This window comes from Alsobacter sp., assembly GCF_059501845.1.
In genome coordinates, this window is the sequence record NZ_JCACDK010000008.1 from 13,055 (window position 1) to 29,429 (window position 16,375).

Below are 16,375 nucleotides of genomic sequence, written 5' to 3' on the forward strand. Positions count from 1 at the left end.
TCGTGCGTTCTTGCGGGCTGATCTTGGCACTTTCCGCCCTCGGCCTCGCTGCCGCTGGCTGCTCGATGAGCTTTCCCCTGCCTCCGCTCGTCTCCGATCCGGAGACGACAGGCTCGATCACGCCCGCCGTGGCGCCGCTCGGGCCGGGTTCGACCGATGCCGACTGGGAGGTTGCCCGGCCGGCGCTCGAGACGGCGCTGGATCCGGAGCATGCGGGCCAGACCGCTTCCTGGAGCAACCAGGGTTCTGGCATGTCCGGATCGTTCGTGGCTGCAGGGGAAGCCTTCGTGCACGACGACAGGCTGTGCCGGAGCTACAAGGCCCGGGTCGCGGTTCCCGGGGCCGAGCGGGCCATGACGGGGACGGCCTGCCGGGTAGGCGCCGGTCCCTGGGCCGTGCGCGAGACCAGACCCGATCCGCAGGGCTGACTTGCAGGCGTTGCCAAATCGCAACACTCACCCCACATGACGAAGTGAATTCGGTGGCGTGGGGATTCGTCCGGGCCGGCAAGGTCGCTGGCACGGGTCCCGCATGCCACACTTTCCATCCGGAGGTGTCCTGCGCATGCGCGATCCCTATGACGTCCTGGGCGTTCCGCGGTCGGCCGACGACGCGGAGATCAAGAAGGCGTTCCGCCGTCTTGCCAAGACGTACCATCCCGACAGGAACAAGGACGACCCGAACGCCCGGGACAAATTCTCGGAGCTCAACAACGCGTATGAGATCCTGGGCGACAGCGAGAAGCGGAAGCAGTTCGACGCCGGCGAGATCGGCCCGGACGGCAAGCCGCGCTATGCCGGCTTCGAGGGGTTCGGCGCGGGAGCCGGCCCAGGCGGGGCCAACCGGGCGGGATTCGAGGGCTTCTCCTTCGGTTTCGATCCGGCGAGCGGCGGCTTCAGGGCACGTGGCGGTGGACCCGGCGTGGACCCGGGCGACATCTTCTCCGAGCTTTTCGGACAGGCCGGCATGCGCGGCGGCGCTGGCGGCCAGCGCCGGGCGAGGGCTGGCGAGGACCTGCGGAGCGAGACCGAGATATCGCTGGCCGACGCTGCGAAGGGCACCGAGCTGCGCCTCGCCTACAGCAACGGTCGCGAGATCGAGGTGAAGATCCCGGCGGGCGTCACCGACGGCAAGGTCGTCCGCCTCAAGGGGCAGGGTCAGCCGAGTCCCAGCGGCGGCCCGCCCGGCGACCTGCTGGTTACGGTGAGGGTGAAGCCGGACAAGCGCTTTTCGCTCGAGGGCAAGGATCTGCGCCTGCGCCTTCCCGTCGGCCTCGACGAGGCCGTGCTCGGTGGCCATGTGCGCGTCCCCACGCTGGACGGTGCGGTGGAGGTGAACATCCCGAAGAACACCTCCTCGGGCCGGACGCTGCGGCTGCGCGGCAAGGGCTTCCCGGCCAAGGACGGCGCCGGCGACCTGCTTGTCACGCTAGAAATCGTGCTTCCGGCGGATGCCGGCCAGGAGCTGCGCGAGCTGATGGAGAAATGGCGCGAGAGCGGCGTCGAGAACCCACGCAAGGACTTCTGATGGTTGCGGGCGGCCGGGCGGCCGCTCGCCCTACATCCGGCCCGGCACGGGAACCGACGCGCCGGTGATGGCCGACGCGCCGTCCGACACGAGAAAGGCGATCACCTCCGCCAGCTTCTCGGGCGTGACCCACTTCGACGTGTCTGCCTTGGGCATGTCGGCGCGGTTCTGCGGCGTGTCGATGATGCTGGGGAGCACGGCGTTGATCCGGACGCCGTCGCTCTTCACCTCTTCCGCGTAGCTCTCGACAATTCTCAGAACCCCGGCCTTGGCCGCCGCATAGGCTGCCAGTCCGGAGGGAGCTTTCAGCGCGGCACCAGCGCCGATGGCGACTAGACTGCCCTGGCCGGCCTCGCGCATCGGAGCAAGCGCGGCGCGGAACAGATTGGCCGTGGTCAGCACGTTGAGGCGGAACATCCTGTCGAACAGCGCGGCATCGCTGTCGGCCGCCTTGGCGAAGGCGAAGCCGCCGACGGTGTGGATGCACGCGTCGACCCGGCCGTGGGACGCCATCACCGACGCGACCACCCGTGCGGCCTGCTTCTCGTCGGCGAGGTCGATCCCGCCGAGATACGTCACGGCCCCCGTGGACGGTCCGTCCCCGGCGTCGTCACGGTGATCGATGGCAGCCACGCGGTGCCCGCGGCTGGCGAGGGCCGCTACGACGGCACGGCCGAGATTTCCGGACGAGCCTGTGACAATGGCGACTGGGGATGGTGATGTCATGGCTGGCCTCCTGGGGGTGGCCATCATGCATGGAGCGGGTCCGGTGCTCCAGAGCGCGTCCTGCCGCGCCTGTATCTTGCAATCCGGAGACTAACCTAGCGTAGGCTAATTACCTGCACACGCTGTCCGGATATCCTGCATCCGCAAAGTCGTTCTGTGGAGAGATTCGATGCGAGTGTTGGGAATGACAGCAGGTGCCCTGCTGCTCGGCCTGTCCATGGCGCCGGCTCACGCCGCGCCGGGAGCCGCGCTGCCCGAAGGCGTCACCGCCGGCGGCGACATCGTGCTGGTCGAGGGAGGATGCGGCGGCGGCTTCTACCGCGGTCCTTATGGCAAGTGCCATCCCAAGCCGTACTACATCGGGCCGCCCTATGGCCCCCCGGTCTACTATTATGCGAGGCCGGGTGCGCCGCGCTGCGTCACGCGCACGACCCCCTACGGGTACAAGAAAGTCTGCCGCTACTGAGCGTCACCGGCGCGCCGGACCGTCCGGCGCGCCAACTCCCAGTCTTCTCTGATCAGAGGTCGGTCTCGAGGATGTAGAGGCCGCCATTGTAGTCGTTGGCGTAGACCAGCCCCTGCTTGTCCACGTAGACGTCGCACGACTGGATCACGAGCGGCCTGTTGGGCCGGTGGTCGACGAGCTTCGCCGGCCTCGGCGGCACAAACGCCGCGATCTCCTCGGGCCGGTACTCGTTGCGGATGTCGTAGACCCGGATTCCCGCATTCTGCAGCGTGGCAAAGATCCTCTCTGAGCTGACAAGGGCATCGGGACGGTTCTCGTGGATGTTGTGCGGCCCGTAGTGGCCGCCCTTGTGCCGGTAGTCCGCTTCCGCCGGCTGCGGAAAGGTCGAGATGCTCACCGGGTTCGAGGGCACGCGCAGGTCGAACATCCAGATCGGCTTGAAGCCGTCTTCGAAGTCGTCGAGCACTGCTTCGTCGACGACGACCAGCAGGTCCCGGTCGGGCAGGTGGACGGCGTTGTGGGTGCCGCCCTGGAAGGGTGGTGACCAGTTCCGGTGGACGACCAGCTTCGGAGCTGCGGGATCCTTCACGTCGATGATGACGAGGCCGGCGTCACGCCACGATGCGAAGGCAAGGTCGCCGCTCACGGTGGCGTGGTGCAGGCCGAAGCGCTTCGTCGGCGGCCAGCCGGGCTTTTCTCCCGCCGCCGTGTTCATGCCGTCCAGCCAGAGCTTGCCACCGGCCTTCGGGTTGGCGGGGTCGGCGAGGTCGACCGTCATGAAGATGTAGTCGCTAAAGCCGTCGAGCAGCACCGAGACGTAGGCCCAGCGCCCGCCCGTGTACCAGATGCGGTGCACGCCGCCACCCTCGACCGGCAGGAAACCGATCTGGCGCGGGTTGCGCGGGTCCTTGATGTCGTAGACCGCCATGCCCGCAGTCCAGTCGCGCGTCGCCGGGCCGGTCTGCTTGGCGGTGCCCACCTTTTCGCCGAGAGCGCCCTTGTAGTAGGCCTTTTCGTCCTGGAACTCGGCCGCCCGGAACATGTCCTTGGCGTTGATGACGAGGAGCAGGTCCCCGGATGTCTGCAGGTGAATGTTCCACGTGTTGGGCGGAGCCGGGATGTAGTTCACCGGCTTCGGGTTTCGCGGATCGGTGCAGTCGATCACGCTGAAGCCCTGGGAGAACATGTGCCCGACGAAGGCGTGGCCCTTGTTGACCATCAGTTGCACGCCGTCAGGGCGGCCGCCCTGGTCGGAGTGGCCGATCAGCTTCATGCGGTGGGCATAGTCTGGCTTGGGCAGGTCCTGGCTGGCCATTCCGGCCTCCTTTTCGGAAATGCGTGGTTCGGCCCGCGGTCACCCGCGGGCCGGTCCGTCATCGTGCGGGATGCCTCGGTGCGGCAGCCCGTTGAAGCTCACTTGCCCCAGATCTTGGCGTAGGCCTCACGATAGCCGTTGTCGGGATCGTAGGTGTTCTTCGGGCCGCCATCGGCCTTGATGTTGGTGGGGAGGAACAGGTGGGCCGGCGCTACGAAGCCGCTCTGCTTCTCCTTGGCGAGCGCGCGGTTGGCCTCGTCGACCACCTGCCAGCCCTGAAGATTCAGGGGCTCGGCGACCGTGCCGGCCTGGTACTCGCCCTGCCGGATGCGCTGGAACGCCACTTCGCTGCCGTCACCGGCCGAGACTGCGAGCGGATTGCCGTCGCCCTTGATGCCGGCCGCGGCGAGCGCAGGCGCCATGAAGTCGAAGGTCAGGTCGTTGATGGACAGCGCGTGCGTCCACTGCTTGCCGTACTTCTGCAGCAGCGAGGTGGTGAGCTGGGGCATCCGGTTGGCGGCATCCGCCAGCGGCGTGTCGACGATCTCCAGCACCTTGCTGTCGCCGCACTTCTTGATGACCTCGGCCATCGCGTTCGATTTCGCGACCGCGATCTCGTAGGTCGAGTCGGTGAAGATGATCGCGCCCACTTTTCCGCCCGTCGTCGCGCACGGGTAGGACGCGGCGGAGGCGGCAACCTCCAGCGGGTTGGTGGTGATGTTGTTGAAGATCGGCAGCTTGTCGTGCGGTCCGGACTTCGCGTAGCTGTGCCATCCGATAAGCACGATGCCCTGCTTGCCGGCCTCTTCGATGGCCGTGGCCTGCTCCGTGGCGTCAATGCCGCCGAGCACGATCACGTCGGGCTTGGAGGCAATCGCCTGGGCGAGCGCCGAAGCGCGTCCGGAAACGGAGCCCTGGCCGTCGATGGCCTTGTAGGTCCAGCCGATCTTTTTCGCCGCTTCGCGGACACCCTCGCCGGCGCCGAGCGCGCCGCCGTTCCGCTGGTCGGTCGAGACGTAGATGATCGTCTTGCCCGCTGCGGCCTTCGGGCCGGAGGTGGGTCCGCTCCAGGGCGCGTTGGGTGTGCTGGTGGCTTCGACGATCTTCTTGGCGTCGGCGACCGCGTCGGCGCGGGCCGCAACGGCCATCATCGGCAGAGCCGTCGTTGCGGCGAGAGCCGCGATGAGATGCGTAAGCTTCATGGGACGTCTTCCTCCTGTTGTCGAACCCCGCCTCGTCAGCGGGCGGGGCGTAGTGTCCCAGGCGCCGCGGCCTTCAGGGCTTCGGCGGTTCGGGAGCTGGTGAAGGCGCCGCCCGCGCATGGCGGACTGCGCCGCGCTTCCTCTGGGCGTAGCCGGCAAGGCCGATCGCGATCAGGAGCGTGATGCCGTTGAAGAGAGGCTCGACGTAGAACTCGCCGCCGAGCTGCTGGATACCCGAGATGCCGACGGCGAGGATGGCGACCCCGATGATGGTGCCCCACACGTTCACCCGCCCGGGCTTGATGGTGGTCGACCCGAGGAACGCCCCGACGAGGGCGGGCAGCAGGAACTCGAGCCCGACGCTGGCCTGTCCGATGCGTAGCCGAGCGGCGAGGACGATGCCGGCCAGGGCGCCGAGGAAGCCGGACGCGACGAAGGCGCCGATAACAAAGCGGCGGCTCGGGATGCCGTTCAGCGCGGCGGCCCGGGGATTAGCGCCGATGGCGTAGAGGTAGCGTCCGATCGGCAGGTATTCGGTCACGATCCACAGCACCAGCGCCAGCACGAGCACGTAGTAGGCGGCGATGGGGATGCCGAGCGGCATCGACGTATAGAGGCTGGTGAACCCCTGGGGCAGCAATCCGATGACCTGCCGGCCCTGCGTGTACCAGAGCGCGATGGCATAGAGCGTCGTGCCGGTGCCGAGCGTGGCGATGAAGCTGTCGATCTGCGCGAGTTCGACGAGGAAGCCGTTGATGAGCCCCAGCAGGCATCCCAGCATCAGGACGATGACGCATGCGACAGGCCAGCTGAGGCCCATTTTGGTCTGCAGCGCGATGGCCAGAATATGCCAGAGCACGATGCCGTAGCCGACCGTGAGGTCAATGCGTCCCGCCATCATCGGGATCATCGCCGCCAGCGAAAGCATGGCGATGATGGCCTTGTCCCCGAGGATGGACCTCAGGTTCAGCATCGTCGGGAAGGTTTCTGGCAGGACCACCGAGAAGATCACGATGAGCAGCAGCGTGCACAGCGGCAGCCCGTAGACCGGCGCCAGCCGCGTGATCTTCTGCCCGAGGCTCATCTGCTCCAGTTCGGCGGCGGTTGGCTCGAGGGCGGTGGACTTGATGGAGTTCATGCGTAGGCCCCGCCTGATCCGGCTCGCGCCACGGTCTCCGGTCCGCCCAGCGACGTGGCGCGTGTGATGCTCTCGACCCCGAGGTCGCTTTCCGCGATTTCCGCCACGATGAATCCACCGCGGAACACCAGGGCGCGGTGGCAGATCGCAGCCACCTCCTCGAAGTCTGTGGAGACCAGCAGGACGCCCTGGCCGCGGGCCAGCGCCCCGGCAAGCAGGCGGTAGATTTCGGCCTTGGCACCCACGTCGACACCCGCGGTCGGATCCTCGAGCACGAGGACACGCGGCCCGATGCGCATCCAGCGCGACATCACGACCTTCTGCTGGTTGCCGCCGGACAGCGTTTCGATCGCAGCCTCCGGGGCATTCGGCGACAGGCCGACATTCCGGCCGAGCGCGAAGCTCTCGGCCGCCTCGTCGGAGGGTTGACGGAAGGCGAGGGGGCGGCGCCCGCTCGCGCCGGGGTTGATGAACATGTTCTCGCGGACGTTCAGGCCTTGCGCGACGCTTTCGGCCACCCGGTCGGCGGCGACGAAGCCCACGCCGGACCGGATCGCCGTTTCCGGGGTCCGCAGGTCCGGTGCATTGCCGGCGAGATGCACCTCGCCAGCTGTCGCGGGGTCGTCGCCGATGAGCGCCCGGCCCACCGATTCCTGGCCAGCGCCCCGGAGCCCGACCAGGCCCAGGATCTCTCCGGGATAGAGATCGAAGGTGAGCGGTCCGACATCGGCCACCACGACGCCCCGGCAGGATAGCAGCGCCGCGTCACGCGCGGGTGCCGGCGGGCGCACGAAGACGCTTTCGGGACGCCGTCCGATGATGGAGGCAATCAGGGCTTCCGGCTCCGCATCCGCCGTCCTGCGGCGGTCGACGAGGCGGCCGTCGCGCAGCACGACGAGGCTGTCGGAGATCGCGAAAACTTCGTCGAGCCGGTGCGACACGTAGATCATGCTGACGCCCTGGCGCTTGAGGCCGCGCAGCACGCCGAACAGCAGGTCGACCTCGCCCTGCGGCAGGCTCGCCGTCGGCTCGTCCAGCACGAGAACCTGCGCCTGCACCCCGAGCGCACGCGCGATGGCGACCAGAGACTTCTCGGTGCGCGTCAGGTCCGAGATGCGCCGCCTGGGATCGATGTCGTAGGCGATCATCGACAGGGAGCGGCGCGCCATGGCGTTGACCTCGGCCCAGTCGACGAGGCCGAGACGGCGGGGATAGCCCTGCGCCATGGCGATGTTTTCGGCCACGGTCATCCACTCGATAAGCCCGAGATCCTGGTGGATGAACGCGACGCCGCCCGTAACCCCCGGTTGGTAGGGCCGGCCGTCGAGGGCGATCTCCCCTGCGTCGGCCGAGTACACGCCAGCGAGGATTTTAATGAGGGTCGACTTGCCGGCGCCGTTCTGCCCGAGCAGGGCGAGGATCTGACCGGCGCCGACGTCGAAAGACACGTCGTCCAGCGCGCGGGTGCCGCCGAAGCTTTTCGACATGTGCTTGAACGACAGGATCGCCGCCGCGTCCTGCGCCGTTCCGTCCCCGTCCACGGACATGGCCGCGCTCAAGGCGGTTTCCCCCTGCGTGCTGCGCCAGTCGCCTGCTTTGGACGATTGGTCTGCTTGCACCCCGGCGAGCGTGGACCACGGCATGATGAAAAGCAACGTTGCCTGCGCCGCAGGGGATGGCAGACATTCCCTTGCCCCCTCGCGGACGGCGTTGCGGCTGCCTGAGCGTGCTCCTACGGTCTTGGCCGTCGCTGGCGTGGAGACGAAACGATGGCAGATGCGAACCGCCCGGCCGTGGCCGTCATCGGCCTCGGCCAGATGGGGCTGCCCATGGCGCGCCGGCTGCTCGGCGCGGGCTTTCCCGTCCGCGGCAGCGATCTCTCGGAACGTGCGCGGGACGCGCTTGCAACTTCGGGTGATTCGGCCTTCGCCGCGGCGCGAGAGGCTGCCGAAGGAGCTGACGTCGTGATCACGATCCTGCCCGACGGGCGCATCGTTCGCGACGTCCTGCTGGGCACGGGCAGCGTGGCGCAGGCCATGAAGCCCGGTGGCCTCGTCATCGACATGAGTTCCTCGGCGCCGACCGACACCCTCGCGCTCGGAGCGGACCTCGCCGCCCGGGGTATCAGAATGATCGACTGCCCGGTCTCCGGCGGCGTACGCCGGGCCGTGGACGGCTCGCTCGCGATCATGGCGGGAGGTGCCGAGGGCGACGTCGCGGCGGCCCGGCCGCTGCTGGAGGCGATGGGCAGCCGAATATTCCCCACGGGAAAGCTCGGCACGGCCCACGCGATGAAGGCGCTGAACAATTTCATGTCCGCCATCGGCACTGCGGCCGCGTCGGAGGCGATCGTCGCCGGCCGCGCCTTCGGGCTCGATCCGGCCGTGATGACGGACATCCTCAACGCGTCGACGGGGCGCAACAACGCCACCGAGGTGAAGCTGAAGCAGCATATCCTGCCAGAGACCTGGGGCTCCGGATTCTCGATCGGGCTCATGGCAAAGGATGTCGGCATCGCCGCAGCTCTGGCCCGCAGCCTCGGCCTCGACCTGCCACTCCTGGCCATGACCGCGCAGCAATGGACGCAGGCGGCACAGAAACTCGGTCCCGGCGCCGACCACACCGAAATCATGCGCCAGATCATCGCCGACGCAGACGCGCAAACATCGGGCGAGTGAAACCCGGCGACTCTCCATCCGTTGTAGGGCACACGACGGAGGTCACCATGCCGGGAAAGCGCGTCCAGATCGACGAGGAGACGTGGTCCGTGCTCGACCTGATCGGCAAGCGCAGCGGCCGTGATTTCCAGGCCCTTGCGGACGAGGCCTTCGCCGACCTGATCGCCAAGCACGGCGAGGCGAAGGGGCTTGCGGCGCAACTGCGTGGCAGCCTCGCCGCGCCGGGCAAACCCGCCAGGACGGTGGCTCAGTCCCGGAAGCGGTAGCCGACGCCCGGTTCTGTGAAGATCCAGTGGGGCTCGGCGGGATCGGGCTCTATCTTCTGGCGCAACTGTCCGATGAAAACGCGCAGATACTGCGTGTCCGCGACGTGAGCCGGCCCCCATAACGCATTCAGGACGTGACGGTGGGTGAGGACCCGGCCGGGGTGACGCATCAGCGTCGCGAGGAGGTCGAACTCCTTCGGCGTCAGGTGGACCTGCTCTCCGGCCAGCATGACCTTGTGGGCCGCGATATCGAGCGTCAGCTCGTCCGAGGTCAGCACCGTCACGGGATCAGCGAGCGGCCCGCGCGGGCGGGTCACCACCCGCAGCCGTGCGAGCAGCTCGCCGATGCCGAAGGGCTTGTTGACGAAGTCGTTGGCGCCGAGGTCGAGCGTGGCGATCTTCTCGGCCTCGCGATCCCGGGCAGACAGCACCACGATCGGCACGTCGCTCTCGCGGCGGATCGCCTCGATCACCTCCTTGCCATCCCGGTCGGGCAGGCCGAGGTCGAGGATGACGGCGGCCGGACCGCCGGTCAGCGCCAGGCGGACGGCCTGCGCTGCGGTGGAGGCGGCGATGACGCGATACCCTGCCGCGGTCAGGGCAGGGCCGAGAAAGCGCTGGATCTGCGGCTCGTCGTCGACGACCAGCACGACAGGCTGCACCGGTGTGGTCATGGATTGTCCCGTTCCGGCATGGGCAGTGGGAGGCGGATGGTGAAGCGGCTCCCATGCCCGTCCGCAATGGGGCTTTCAAGGGTGAGTTCGCCACCGAGCGCGGTGATGATGCCGCGGGCGATGGCGAGGCCGAGACCGCTTCCGCCGGCCGCGGACCCGGGGTGGCCGCCGCGCCTGAATTTGTCGAAGACCTGCGACTGCAGGGTGTCCGGAATTCCCGGACCCTGGTCCGTCACGGCGAGCCGCACCGACGGGCCGTCGGCTTCTCCCGAGAGGATGACGGGGCCACCCGCGGTCGCATGCTTGGCGGCGTTGTCGAGCAGATTGTAAAGCGCCTGCCCGAGCAAGGCGGCGTCGGTGCGCAGCAAGGGCAGAGCGGCGGGAAGCTCGACGGCCAGATTCAGCCCCCGATGGTCCTTCCTGGCGCGGGAGGCGGCGAGCCGGACGACATCCGCCACGTCGACCCAATCCATGGAGGGAGCCAGCGCTCCGGCCTCGACCCGCGTCATGTCCAGGAGATTGCCGACGTAAAGGGAGAGGCGTCGCGCCTCATCCTCGATGGCGGCGACGAAGTCATTGCGCGCTTCGTCGGGCAGCGCCGGCCCGAGTTCCCGCAGGCTCGAGGCGGCACCGAGGATGGTCGCGAGCGGCGTACGAAGGTCGTGCGAAAGCGACGAGAGCACCGCATTGCGCAATTGCTCCTCTCGGGCAGCGGCGCGCGCAGCTGCCGCTGCCTCGGCGTGCTCGAGCCGGGCGAAGGCGATGGCTGCATGGCGCAGCAGCGCCTGCAGGGCAGGGTCGTCACTGCCCGACGGCGTAGGCGGGCGCAGGATGCCGAACACGGCCGCCAGCCCGGCATCGCCTGCGACCGGGTGGAACTCGAAGCGCTGTCCCGCCTGGGCCTCAGCGGGTCGATGGGCGACCCGCCCTGTGCGGGCAGCCAGCCGCGCCGCCTGCCAGTCCTCGGCGGAAAGTGCCTCGCCGGCCGGCCACGCGCCGGACTGGACGAGATCTTCTCCCTCGGGTGAAAGCGCGACGACGGGAGTGTCGAGCGTGCGCGCGATCTGCGCCCCGGCCACGGCGACGATCTCTGCCGGTTCTTCGCAGGCTGACAGGCGGCCCGCATAGTCGTTCAGCGATTCCACGGTGCGCGCGTGCCGCCGTGCCGCGTCGGCCTGCTGCCGCATGCGCCCGGCAACGCTGCCCGTCAGCACTCCCGCGAGCAGAAAGGCGCCGAGCGCGAAGACTTCCTCCCTGTCGGCCACGAACAGCGTGAAGACCGGCGGGATGAAGAAGAAATTGAACGACAGCGAAGCGAGGCAGGCCGCCGCCACCCCTGCCCAGACGCCGTTCATCGCCGCCGCGACCAGTACGCCCAGAAGCAGGATCAGCGGCACGCTGGCCCGCGGCAGGACGGGTGCGAGCGCAAGGCCGGCCACGACGGCAATTGCGATGACGCCGACGACTGTCAGCGCCGCCGGTATCCGCGGCTCCCGCACCGGTTCAACGAACGGTTTTCGCATCGTCTCGTCGCTCATGGCCGGATAGTCGGCGGGCCGTAGCGGTTCTCAAAGCGGATTAAGGCTCTGCGCGGCTTCCCTTACAGGATCCTTATATCCGTCCGCGGTTTCGCTATCGCGTCCTTACGCGGCATGGCCGACGTCTCGCTCGAAGCCCTTGCGGCACCCGAAGCGGATAGTGAAGCCATGACCACCTCTGAGACCAGCGCGCCCGTCTTGCAGACCGCCGCCGCCACTGACGGCCAGCGCAGCGTATCGACCGCCGGCCGGTTTGCCGGGTTGATGCTGGGCAGCATCGGCGTCGTGTATGGCGATATCGGCACGAGCCCGCTCTATGCCTTCAAGGAATCGATGGCGGCAGCGGCGAGGGGAGGGGCAGCGCCTTCGGAGACGGTCTATGGCATCGTCTCCCTGATCCTCTGGGCGCTCATCGTCATCGTCACGCTGAAATACGTGGTGCTGATGCTGCGCGCCGACAACAATGGCGAGGGCGGAACGCTGACCCTCATGGCGCTCGCCCAGAGGGCGATGGGCCACCGCTGGGCGTTTATTCCGCTGCTCGGCATTGCCGGTGCGTCGCTCTTCTACGGGGATGCGATGATCACGCCCGCGATCTCCGTGCTCTCGGCAGTGGAGGGTCTTCAGCTCGTCACGCCCGCGCTGGACAGCGTCGTCGTGCCCGTGAGCATCGTCATCCTCATCGGGTTGTTCGCCGTCCAGAGCCGAGGCACTGCGAGCGTCGCAGCGTGGTTTGGGCCCATCACGCTCGCCTGGTTCCTCGCGCTTGCCGCCGGCGGGGTGGTCCACATCGTCGAGCGGCCCGGGATCCTGGCGGCGATCAACCCGTGGTACGGTGTGGCTTTCATCGCCGATCACGGCATGGCCGGCATCCTGGCGCTCGGCGCGGTGTTCCTCGCCGTCACGGGGGCGGAGGCGCTGTACGCCGACCTCGGCCATTTCGGGCGGGGACCCATCCGCGCGGCCTGGACGTGTGTCGTCTTCCCGGCGCTTGCGCTGAACTATCTGGGGCAGGGCGCACTGGTCATCGGCAACCCGGCGGCGCTGGAGAGCCCATTCTTTCTGCTCTACCCCTCCTGGGCGCTGCTGCCCATGGTCATCCTCGCCACGCTCGCGACGATCATCGCCAGCCAGGCCGTCATCACCGGAGCCTTTTCGATCACCCAGCAGGCCATCCAGCTCGGCCTGCTGCCGCGCCTGGACATCCGCCAGACGTCGGAAACGGAGCGGGGGCAGATCTACATTCCGCGCGTCAACCTGATGCTGCTCATCGCCGTGCTGTTCCTCGTGCAGGCCTTCCGTTCCTCCACGGGGCTGGCGGCCGCCTATGGCATTGCCGTCACGGGCACGATGGTGGCGACGGCGCTGCTGGCCTTCTACGTGATCTGGAAGGTGTGGCACTGGCCGCGCTGGGCCGCAGCGGCGGTCATCGCGCCGTTCCTGCTCGTCGACCTGGTCTTCCTCGGCGCCAATCTCCTGAAGGTGCACGATGGCGGCTGGCTGCCTCTGCTCGTCGGTCTGGTGCTGGCCACCCTCATGCTCACCTGGCGGCGCGGGACGAGGCTGCTGTCCGAGCGCACCCGGCGCTCCGAGGTGAAACTCGCGGATTTCGTCAGCTCCATCGAGCGTGGTTCGGCCGTGCGGGTGAAGGGGACAGCCGTCTTCCTCACCAGCACGCCGGAGAACGCCCCGACGGCGCTCCTCCACAATCTCAAGCACAACCGCGTGCTGCATGCCCGCAACCTCGTCGTCAGCGTCGCGACCAGCGACACCCCCCGGGTGCCGGCATCGGAGCGCGCGGTCATCGAACCCATCTCCGACACCTTCACGCTCGTCCGGTTGACCTTCGGCTATATGGAGGAGCCCAACGTCGCGGCTGCGTTGGCCGCGTGCCGGGCCAAGGGCCTCGCCTTCGAGGTCACTGACACGTCGTTCTACCTGTCGCGGCGCAAGGTGAAGCCGTCCACCCACTCGCATATGCCGCGGTGGCAGGACCGGCTCTTCGTGCTGCTCACCCGTCGTGCCAGCGACGCTTCCGCCTATTTTGGGATTCCGACCAGCCGCGTTGTGGAGATCGGAACCCAGATCGTCGTGTAGGCGAGGCGACATTCGGCAAGGCCACGGTCGAGCTAATGAGCCGATCTGGCCGGTTGTCCTCATCGGCCAAGCCAAAGTCCCGGCCTGTCAAGCTCGCGGTCTGTCCGCGCGCCATGATCCGCGCGCATCGAGGCGGTGCGGGGCGTACGGCAAGGAGTGCAGACCAGGAGGGTTGATCGCCGCTGCATGTGCAGCGACGGCATCCAGCCCATCTCCGACGTCGTGAGCCGGCCGATACAGCTGGCTGGGCTCTCGGCTTCCGGCCGAAGTTTCCCCGTCCCACCCTAATCCCAACGGCGGCCGGAAATGGCCAGCCATCCAACAATGCAGGGAGATACTCATGAAGTCCGTCATGCTCGCAGGTGTCGCTACGCTCCTGATCGCCGGCGCTGCCCAGGCCCAGGTCGAGCTGAAGAGCTACGCCGACAAGGACGGCTACATCGACGTGCAGGCCCTCACCTGCGGGCAGCTTGCCGGGACCTTCCAGGAAGACGCGGACATGCTCTCCACATGGTACAGCGGCTGGTACAACGGCCTCGCCAAGAAGCACTTTATCAATGTTGGGCGCGGCAAAGAGGCCGAGCATGAGGTGATCGTCTACTGCAAGGCGAACCCCGGTGTAAAAGTGATCAAGGCCATCGACATCGTCTTTACGAAGATGCGCAAGGAGCAGGGCATCGTCCTCTCGAAGTGATGCACCGGTGGCCCTGACGCACGGAGTATACACATGATGCTTTTGAAACTCGCTGCTGCGGGAGCGTTGCTGGCGTTAGCCGGAACCGGCGCGCTGGCGCAGGACGCTGCCCAGCCGCGGCATCAGCAGGCCGTGAAGCAGATCGGCAAGCCGTCCGCGTCCGGCCAGGTCGTGCCGTCCCTGATCGTCCTGAACTCGAAGGGCGCGAAGATGACCCCAGAGAGCCTGGTGCTCGAAGGGGTGTCGTCCAACGCGATCATCTTCGCCGACCGCCCCGTGCGCTCAGCCGGACACGCGCTCACCGCTCACCTGCTGGAAGAGTGGGGAACGGGTTCCGACAGCTTCGGAAAAGACCCGCCCAACGCGACCATCTCTGTCTTCGACAAGGACGGGAAGACGGTGAAGGACGCGGTCGTGGTGCTGAAGACGCCCAGGATGGAAGGCGAAAACCTGACCTTCGCCATCGATCTGCTGGAGGGAGACCTCTCGGGGGTCGACGGGCCGGCCTCGGTGTTCATCGACATCATCGGACTGCCGCGCACTCCGTTGTCCTTCGCGGGCGCGGCGCGTCGAACAGCCTACCGCGGCGCATTCTACGCCACGGGCGCGGCGGGCGCCGCAGCGGCGGCGGGCGCTGCCTACGCCTACGGGCCTCCGGCCTACTATCCGCCGCCGCCGCCCTATTATCGTCCGCCGTACTACCATCCCTACTACCGGCCCTACTACTGAGCGCGAACCTCCTGCCGGCGGCCCTCGACCGCGTTGCCGGCAGCTTCGATTCAGGAGGGAATTCCATGCCAACACGCAAGCTTGCGGCGCTCGCCGCGACGGCCGCCGTCTTCCTCCTCGGCAGCGGCGTGGCCAATGCACGCGACCTGCGACCGCCGGCCACCAGCGACGACCAGTCCTACCTCTATGTCGACCCCGGCCCGTCCCGGCCGAATCTCCCCGGCTACATGCAGGAGTCGATGGATTCGTCCAACGAGCCCTATGCCGGGACGATGTTCGGGGAGGACGAGCAGGACGAGGCTCCGTCGTCCTTCGGGCTGGACGACAACGACTGAGGTCGTGAACTCACGGGCAGAGCAGCCCGCTTGAACGAGAAAGGGTCCCGCGCTCGCACGCGGGACCCTTTCTCGTTTCGGGGTCAGGCCTAGAAGTGGAAGCTGAGGGTGGCGAACGGCCCGTGCATCGTGGTGTCGTAGCGGAAGCTTCCGCCGCGATCGTTGTTCTTCTCGTAGTCTGTATAGAGTGCGCGATAACCGAGCGCGGTCGAGATATTGGCGGTCCAGTTATAGCCGACCGCCATGACGCCCTGAGCCGTCAGGTTCGAGCCGACGCCGAACCCACCGACATCGCCGATGGCATTCACGTACCACTTTTCGTTGATGCGGTAGTTGATCACGACGCCGACGATCGGGTCCACCCACTCGGCAGAGCGGGAGGTGTATCGGTCAAACCTCGAATCATCCCGAAACGTACTGACGCTGGCGGACAGCCGCTGGTAGCGCGCACCGACGGTGCCGTACATCTCCAGTTCGGGAGGGCCGATGGGGATCCGGTAGCCCGCTATCGCCGTGGCCACCGTCTGGGTCTGGGTGAGCTTGGCGACCGCGCCGTTGCGCAGGTCTGCCAGGGGTCCGTCGCCGATCTTGAAGCTGACATTGTCGCTGAGCTTGGACCAGATGAGGTCGCCGCCCAGAAGGAAGGTACCGTTCTGCGCGAAGGCGGCGCCCATGAAGGCACCGTCGAGCTTGTGCAGGATGTCGTCGAAGCCGACGTCGACATTGGCAGCGGGCAGCCGGCCGACCCCGACGCTCCCGTCGAGCGCCGTCGCCCAGCCATAAGCTGTCACCGTGAAACGCCAGGTCTGCAAAGGCGCGATCACCGGGGGCGGCGGCTCGACCGTCTTCGAGGGAAGATCGGCAGCCTGGGCGCCGGCCGCGGCAACGAGCACCCAGCCGCCTGCGAGCGCTGCTGCGATACGCCGTCCAAATACGCTTCCCATCGGCACCGGCCCCCAGCGCGAGTCACTCGTCCCTGAATAGGGCTTG

The 16,375-nt window shown here is 67.7% G+C and carries 16 protein-coding genes and 1 pseudogene; 9 read left to right on the forward strand and 8 right to left on the reverse strand.

The features are described 5' to 3' along the window. Window positions 1-23: 23 nt before the first annotated feature. The gene (locus tag AC5JCN_RS06415) at window positions 24-428 is read left to right on the forward strand and encodes an RT0821/Lpp0805 family surface protein (protein ID WP_495754203.1); all 405 of its coding nucleotides are present in this window, start codon (window positions 24-26) and stop codon (window positions 426-428) included. A 136-nt stretch (window positions 429-564) separates the two neighbouring features. Next, window positions 565-1,527 (forward strand): DnaJ C-terminal domain-containing protein, encoded by a 963-nt coding sequence (locus tag AC5JCN_RS06420; protein WP_495754204.1) that lies wholly within the window; start codon window positions 565-567, stop codon window positions 1,525-1,527. Window positions 1,528-1,557: 30 nt separating this feature from the next. On the opposite strand, the gene AC5JCN_RS06425 is transcribed toward AC5JCN_RS06420, so the two are convergent. Beyond that, the gene (locus tag AC5JCN_RS06425; RefSeq protein WP_495754205.1) at window positions 1,558-2,253 is read right to left on the reverse strand and encodes an SDR family oxidoreductase; all 696 of its coding nucleotides are present in this window, start codon (window positions 2,251-2,253) and stop codon (window positions 1,558-1,560) included. Between the two features lie 184 nt (window positions 2,254-2,437). Between AC5JCN_RS06425 and AC5JCN_RS06430 the strand changes: the two genes are divergently transcribed. Further along, window positions 2,438-2,719, forward strand: a complete 282-nt coding sequence (locus AC5JCN_RS06430; RefSeq protein WP_495754206.1) for a GCG_CRPN prefix-to-repeats domain-containing protein — start codon at window positions 2,438-2,440, stop codon at window positions 2,717-2,719. Between the two features lie 52 nt (window positions 2,720-2,771). Here the strand turns inward: AC5JCN_RS06430 and AC5JCN_RS06435 are convergent, their stop codons facing one another. From AC5JCN_RS06435 to AC5JCN_RS06450, 4 genes are all read right to left on the reverse strand, one after another. Beyond that, on the reverse strand, window positions 2,772-4,034 hold the full coding sequence (locus AC5JCN_RS06435; RefSeq protein ID WP_495754207.1) for an LVIVD repeat-containing protein: 1,263 nt from the start codon (window positions 4,032-4,034) through the stop codon (window positions 2,772-2,774). 98 nt (window positions 4,035-4,132) lie between these two features. After that, complete coding sequence (locus AC5JCN_RS06440) at window positions 4,133-5,236, reverse strand: substrate-binding domain-containing protein (protein ID WP_495754208.1); 1,104 nt, start codon at window positions 5,234-5,236, stop codon at window positions 4,133-4,135. A gap of 73 nt (window positions 5,237-5,309) precedes the next feature. Next, entirely contained in the window at window positions 5,310-6,374 is a 1,065-nt protein-coding gene (locus AC5JCN_RS06445; protein ID WP_495754209.1) for an ABC transporter permease, read from the reverse strand. Next, window positions 6,371-7,921, reverse strand: a complete 1,551-nt coding sequence (locus AC5JCN_RS06450) for a sugar ABC transporter ATP-binding protein (protein ID WP_495754312.1) — start codon at window positions 7,919-7,921, stop codon at window positions 6,371-6,373. Before AC5JCN_RS06450 ends, AC5JCN_RS06445 begins: the two co-directional genes overlap by 4 nt. 213 nt (window positions 7,922-8,134) lie before the next feature. On the opposite strand from AC5JCN_RS06450, the pseudogene AC5JCN_RS06455 reads away from it, so the two are divergent. Together AC5JCN_RS06455 and AC5JCN_RS06460 are read left to right on the forward strand one after the other, a co-directional pair. After that, a pseudogene (locus AC5JCN_RS06455) lies at window positions 8,135-9,052 on the forward strand (NAD(P)-dependent oxidoreductase); the annotation flags it as partial. A gap of 47 nt (window positions 9,053-9,099) precedes the next feature. Then, window positions 9,100-9,318, forward strand: coding sequence for a hypothetical protein (locus AC5JCN_RS06460; RefSeq protein WP_495754210.1), 219 nt, complete (start codon window positions 9,100-9,102; stop codon window positions 9,316-9,318). Here AC5JCN_RS06460 and AC5JCN_RS06465 read toward each other — a convergent pair. Both AC5JCN_RS06465 and AC5JCN_RS06470 read right to left on the reverse strand, forming a co-directional pair. Then, window positions 9,300-9,992: a response regulator gene (locus tag AC5JCN_RS06465; RefSeq protein WP_495754211.1), complete on the reverse strand. Its 693-nt coding sequence runs from the start codon at window positions 9,990-9,992 to the stop codon at window positions 9,300-9,302. The two genes, AC5JCN_RS06460 and AC5JCN_RS06465, sit on opposite strands and share 19 nt — an antisense overlap. After that, window positions 9,989-11,530, reverse strand: coding sequence for a DUF4118 domain-containing protein (locus AC5JCN_RS06470; RefSeq protein WP_495754212.1), 1,542 nt, complete (start codon window positions 11,528-11,530; stop codon window positions 9,989-9,991). Before AC5JCN_RS06470 ends, AC5JCN_RS06465 begins: the two co-directional genes overlap by 4 nt. Before the next feature lie 168 nt (window positions 11,531-11,698). On the opposite strand from AC5JCN_RS06470, the gene AC5JCN_RS06475 reads away from it, so the two are divergent. The 4 genes from AC5JCN_RS06475 (at window position 11,699) to AC5JCN_RS06490 (ending at window position 15,385) form a co-directional block, all read left to right on the forward strand. Beyond that, the gene (locus AC5JCN_RS06475) at window positions 11,699-13,627 is read left to right on the forward strand and encodes a potassium transporter Kup (protein WP_495754213.1); all 1,929 of its coding nucleotides are present in this window, start codon (window positions 11,699-11,701) and stop codon (window positions 13,625-13,627) included. Window positions 13,628-13,967: 340 nt separating this feature from the next. Then, the gene (locus tag AC5JCN_RS06480) at window positions 13,968-14,321 is read left to right on the forward strand and encodes an HdeA/HdeB family chaperone (RefSeq protein ID WP_495754214.1); all 354 of its coding nucleotides are present in this window, start codon (window positions 13,968-13,970) and stop codon (window positions 14,319-14,321) included. 33 nt (window positions 14,322-14,354) lie between these two features. After that, window positions 14,355-15,050 (forward strand): hypothetical protein, encoded by a 696-nt coding sequence (locus tag AC5JCN_RS06485; protein ID WP_495754215.1) that lies wholly within the window; start codon window positions 14,355-14,357, stop codon window positions 15,048-15,050. 65 nt (window positions 15,051-15,115) lie between these two features. Next, window positions 15,116-15,385 (forward strand): hypothetical protein, encoded by a 270-nt coding sequence (locus AC5JCN_RS06490; protein WP_495754216.1) that lies wholly within the window; start codon window positions 15,116-15,118, stop codon window positions 15,383-15,385. An 89-nt stretch (window positions 15,386-15,474) separates the two neighbouring features. Here AC5JCN_RS06490 and AC5JCN_RS06495 read toward each other — a convergent pair whose 3' ends face one another. Then, window positions 15,475-16,329, reverse strand: a complete 855-nt coding sequence (locus AC5JCN_RS06495; protein WP_495754217.1) for a hypothetical protein — start codon at window positions 16,327-16,329, stop codon at window positions 15,475-15,477. Between the last annotated feature and the right edge of the window lie 46 nt (window positions 16,330-16,375).

What these genes read in the sequence shown, in the direction of transcription:
- AC5JCN_RS06460 (WP_495754210.1), top strand. Translation starts at nt 9,100, where the DNA reads ATGCCGGGAAAGCGCGTCCAGATCGACGAGGAGACGTGGTCCGTGCTC.
- AC5JCN_RS06425 (WP_495754205.1), bottom strand. Translation starts at nt 2,253, where the DNA reads ATGACATCACCATCCCCAGTCGCCATTGTCACAGGCTCGTCCGGAAAT.
- AC5JCN_RS06440 (WP_495754208.1), bottom strand. Translation starts at nt 5,236, where the DNA reads ATGAAGCTTACGCATCTCATCGCGGCTCTCGCCGCAACGACGGCTCTG.
- AC5JCN_RS06465 (WP_495754211.1), bottom strand. Translation starts at nt 9,992, where the DNA reads ATGACCACACCGGTGCAGCCTGTCGTGCTGGTCGTCGACGACGAGCCG.
- AC5JCN_RS06475 (WP_495754213.1), top strand. Translation starts at nt 11,699, where the DNA reads ATGACCACCTCTGAGACCAGCGCGCCCGTCTTGCAGACCGCCGCCGCC.
- AC5JCN_RS06435 (WP_495754207.1), bottom strand. Translation starts at nt 4,034, where the DNA reads ATGGCCAGCCAGGACCTGCCCAAGCCAGACTATGCCCACCGCATGAAG.
- AC5JCN_RS06450 (WP_495754312.1), bottom strand. Translation starts at nt 7,921, where the DNA reads ATGTCCGTGGACGGGGACGGAACGGCGCAGGACGCGGCGGCGATCCTG.
- AC5JCN_RS06495 (WP_495754217.1), bottom strand. Translation starts at nt 16,329, where the DNA reads ATGGGAAGCGTATTTGGACGGCGTATCGCAGCAGCGCTCGCAGGCGGC.
- AC5JCN_RS06480 (WP_495754214.1), top strand. Translation starts at nt 13,968, where the DNA reads ATGAAGTCCGTCATGCTCGCAGGTGTCGCTACGCTCCTGATCGCCGGC.
- AC5JCN_RS06445 (WP_495754209.1), bottom strand. Translation starts at nt 6,374, where the DNA reads ATGAACTCCATCAAGTCCACCGCCCTCGAGCCAACCGCCGCCGAACTG.
- AC5JCN_RS06470 (WP_495754212.1), bottom strand. Translation starts at nt 11,530, where the DNA reads ATGAGCGACGAGACGATGCGAAAACCGTTCGTTGAACCGGTGCGGGAG.
- AC5JCN_RS06485 (WP_495754215.1), top strand. Translation starts at nt 14,355, where the DNA reads ATGATGCTTTTGAAACTCGCTGCTGCGGGAGCGTTGCTGGCGTTAGCC.
- AC5JCN_RS06420 (WP_495754204.1), top strand. Translation starts at nt 565, where the DNA reads ATGCGCGATCCCTATGACGTCCTGGGCGTTCCGCGGTCGGCCGACGAC.
- AC5JCN_RS06490 (WP_495754216.1), top strand. Translation starts at nt 15,116, where the DNA reads ATGCCAACACGCAAGCTTGCGGCGCTCGCCGCGACGGCCGCCGTCTTC.
- AC5JCN_RS06430 (WP_495754206.1), top strand. Translation starts at nt 2,438, where the DNA reads ATGACAGCAGGTGCCCTGCTGCTCGGCCTGTCCATGGCGCCGGCTCAC.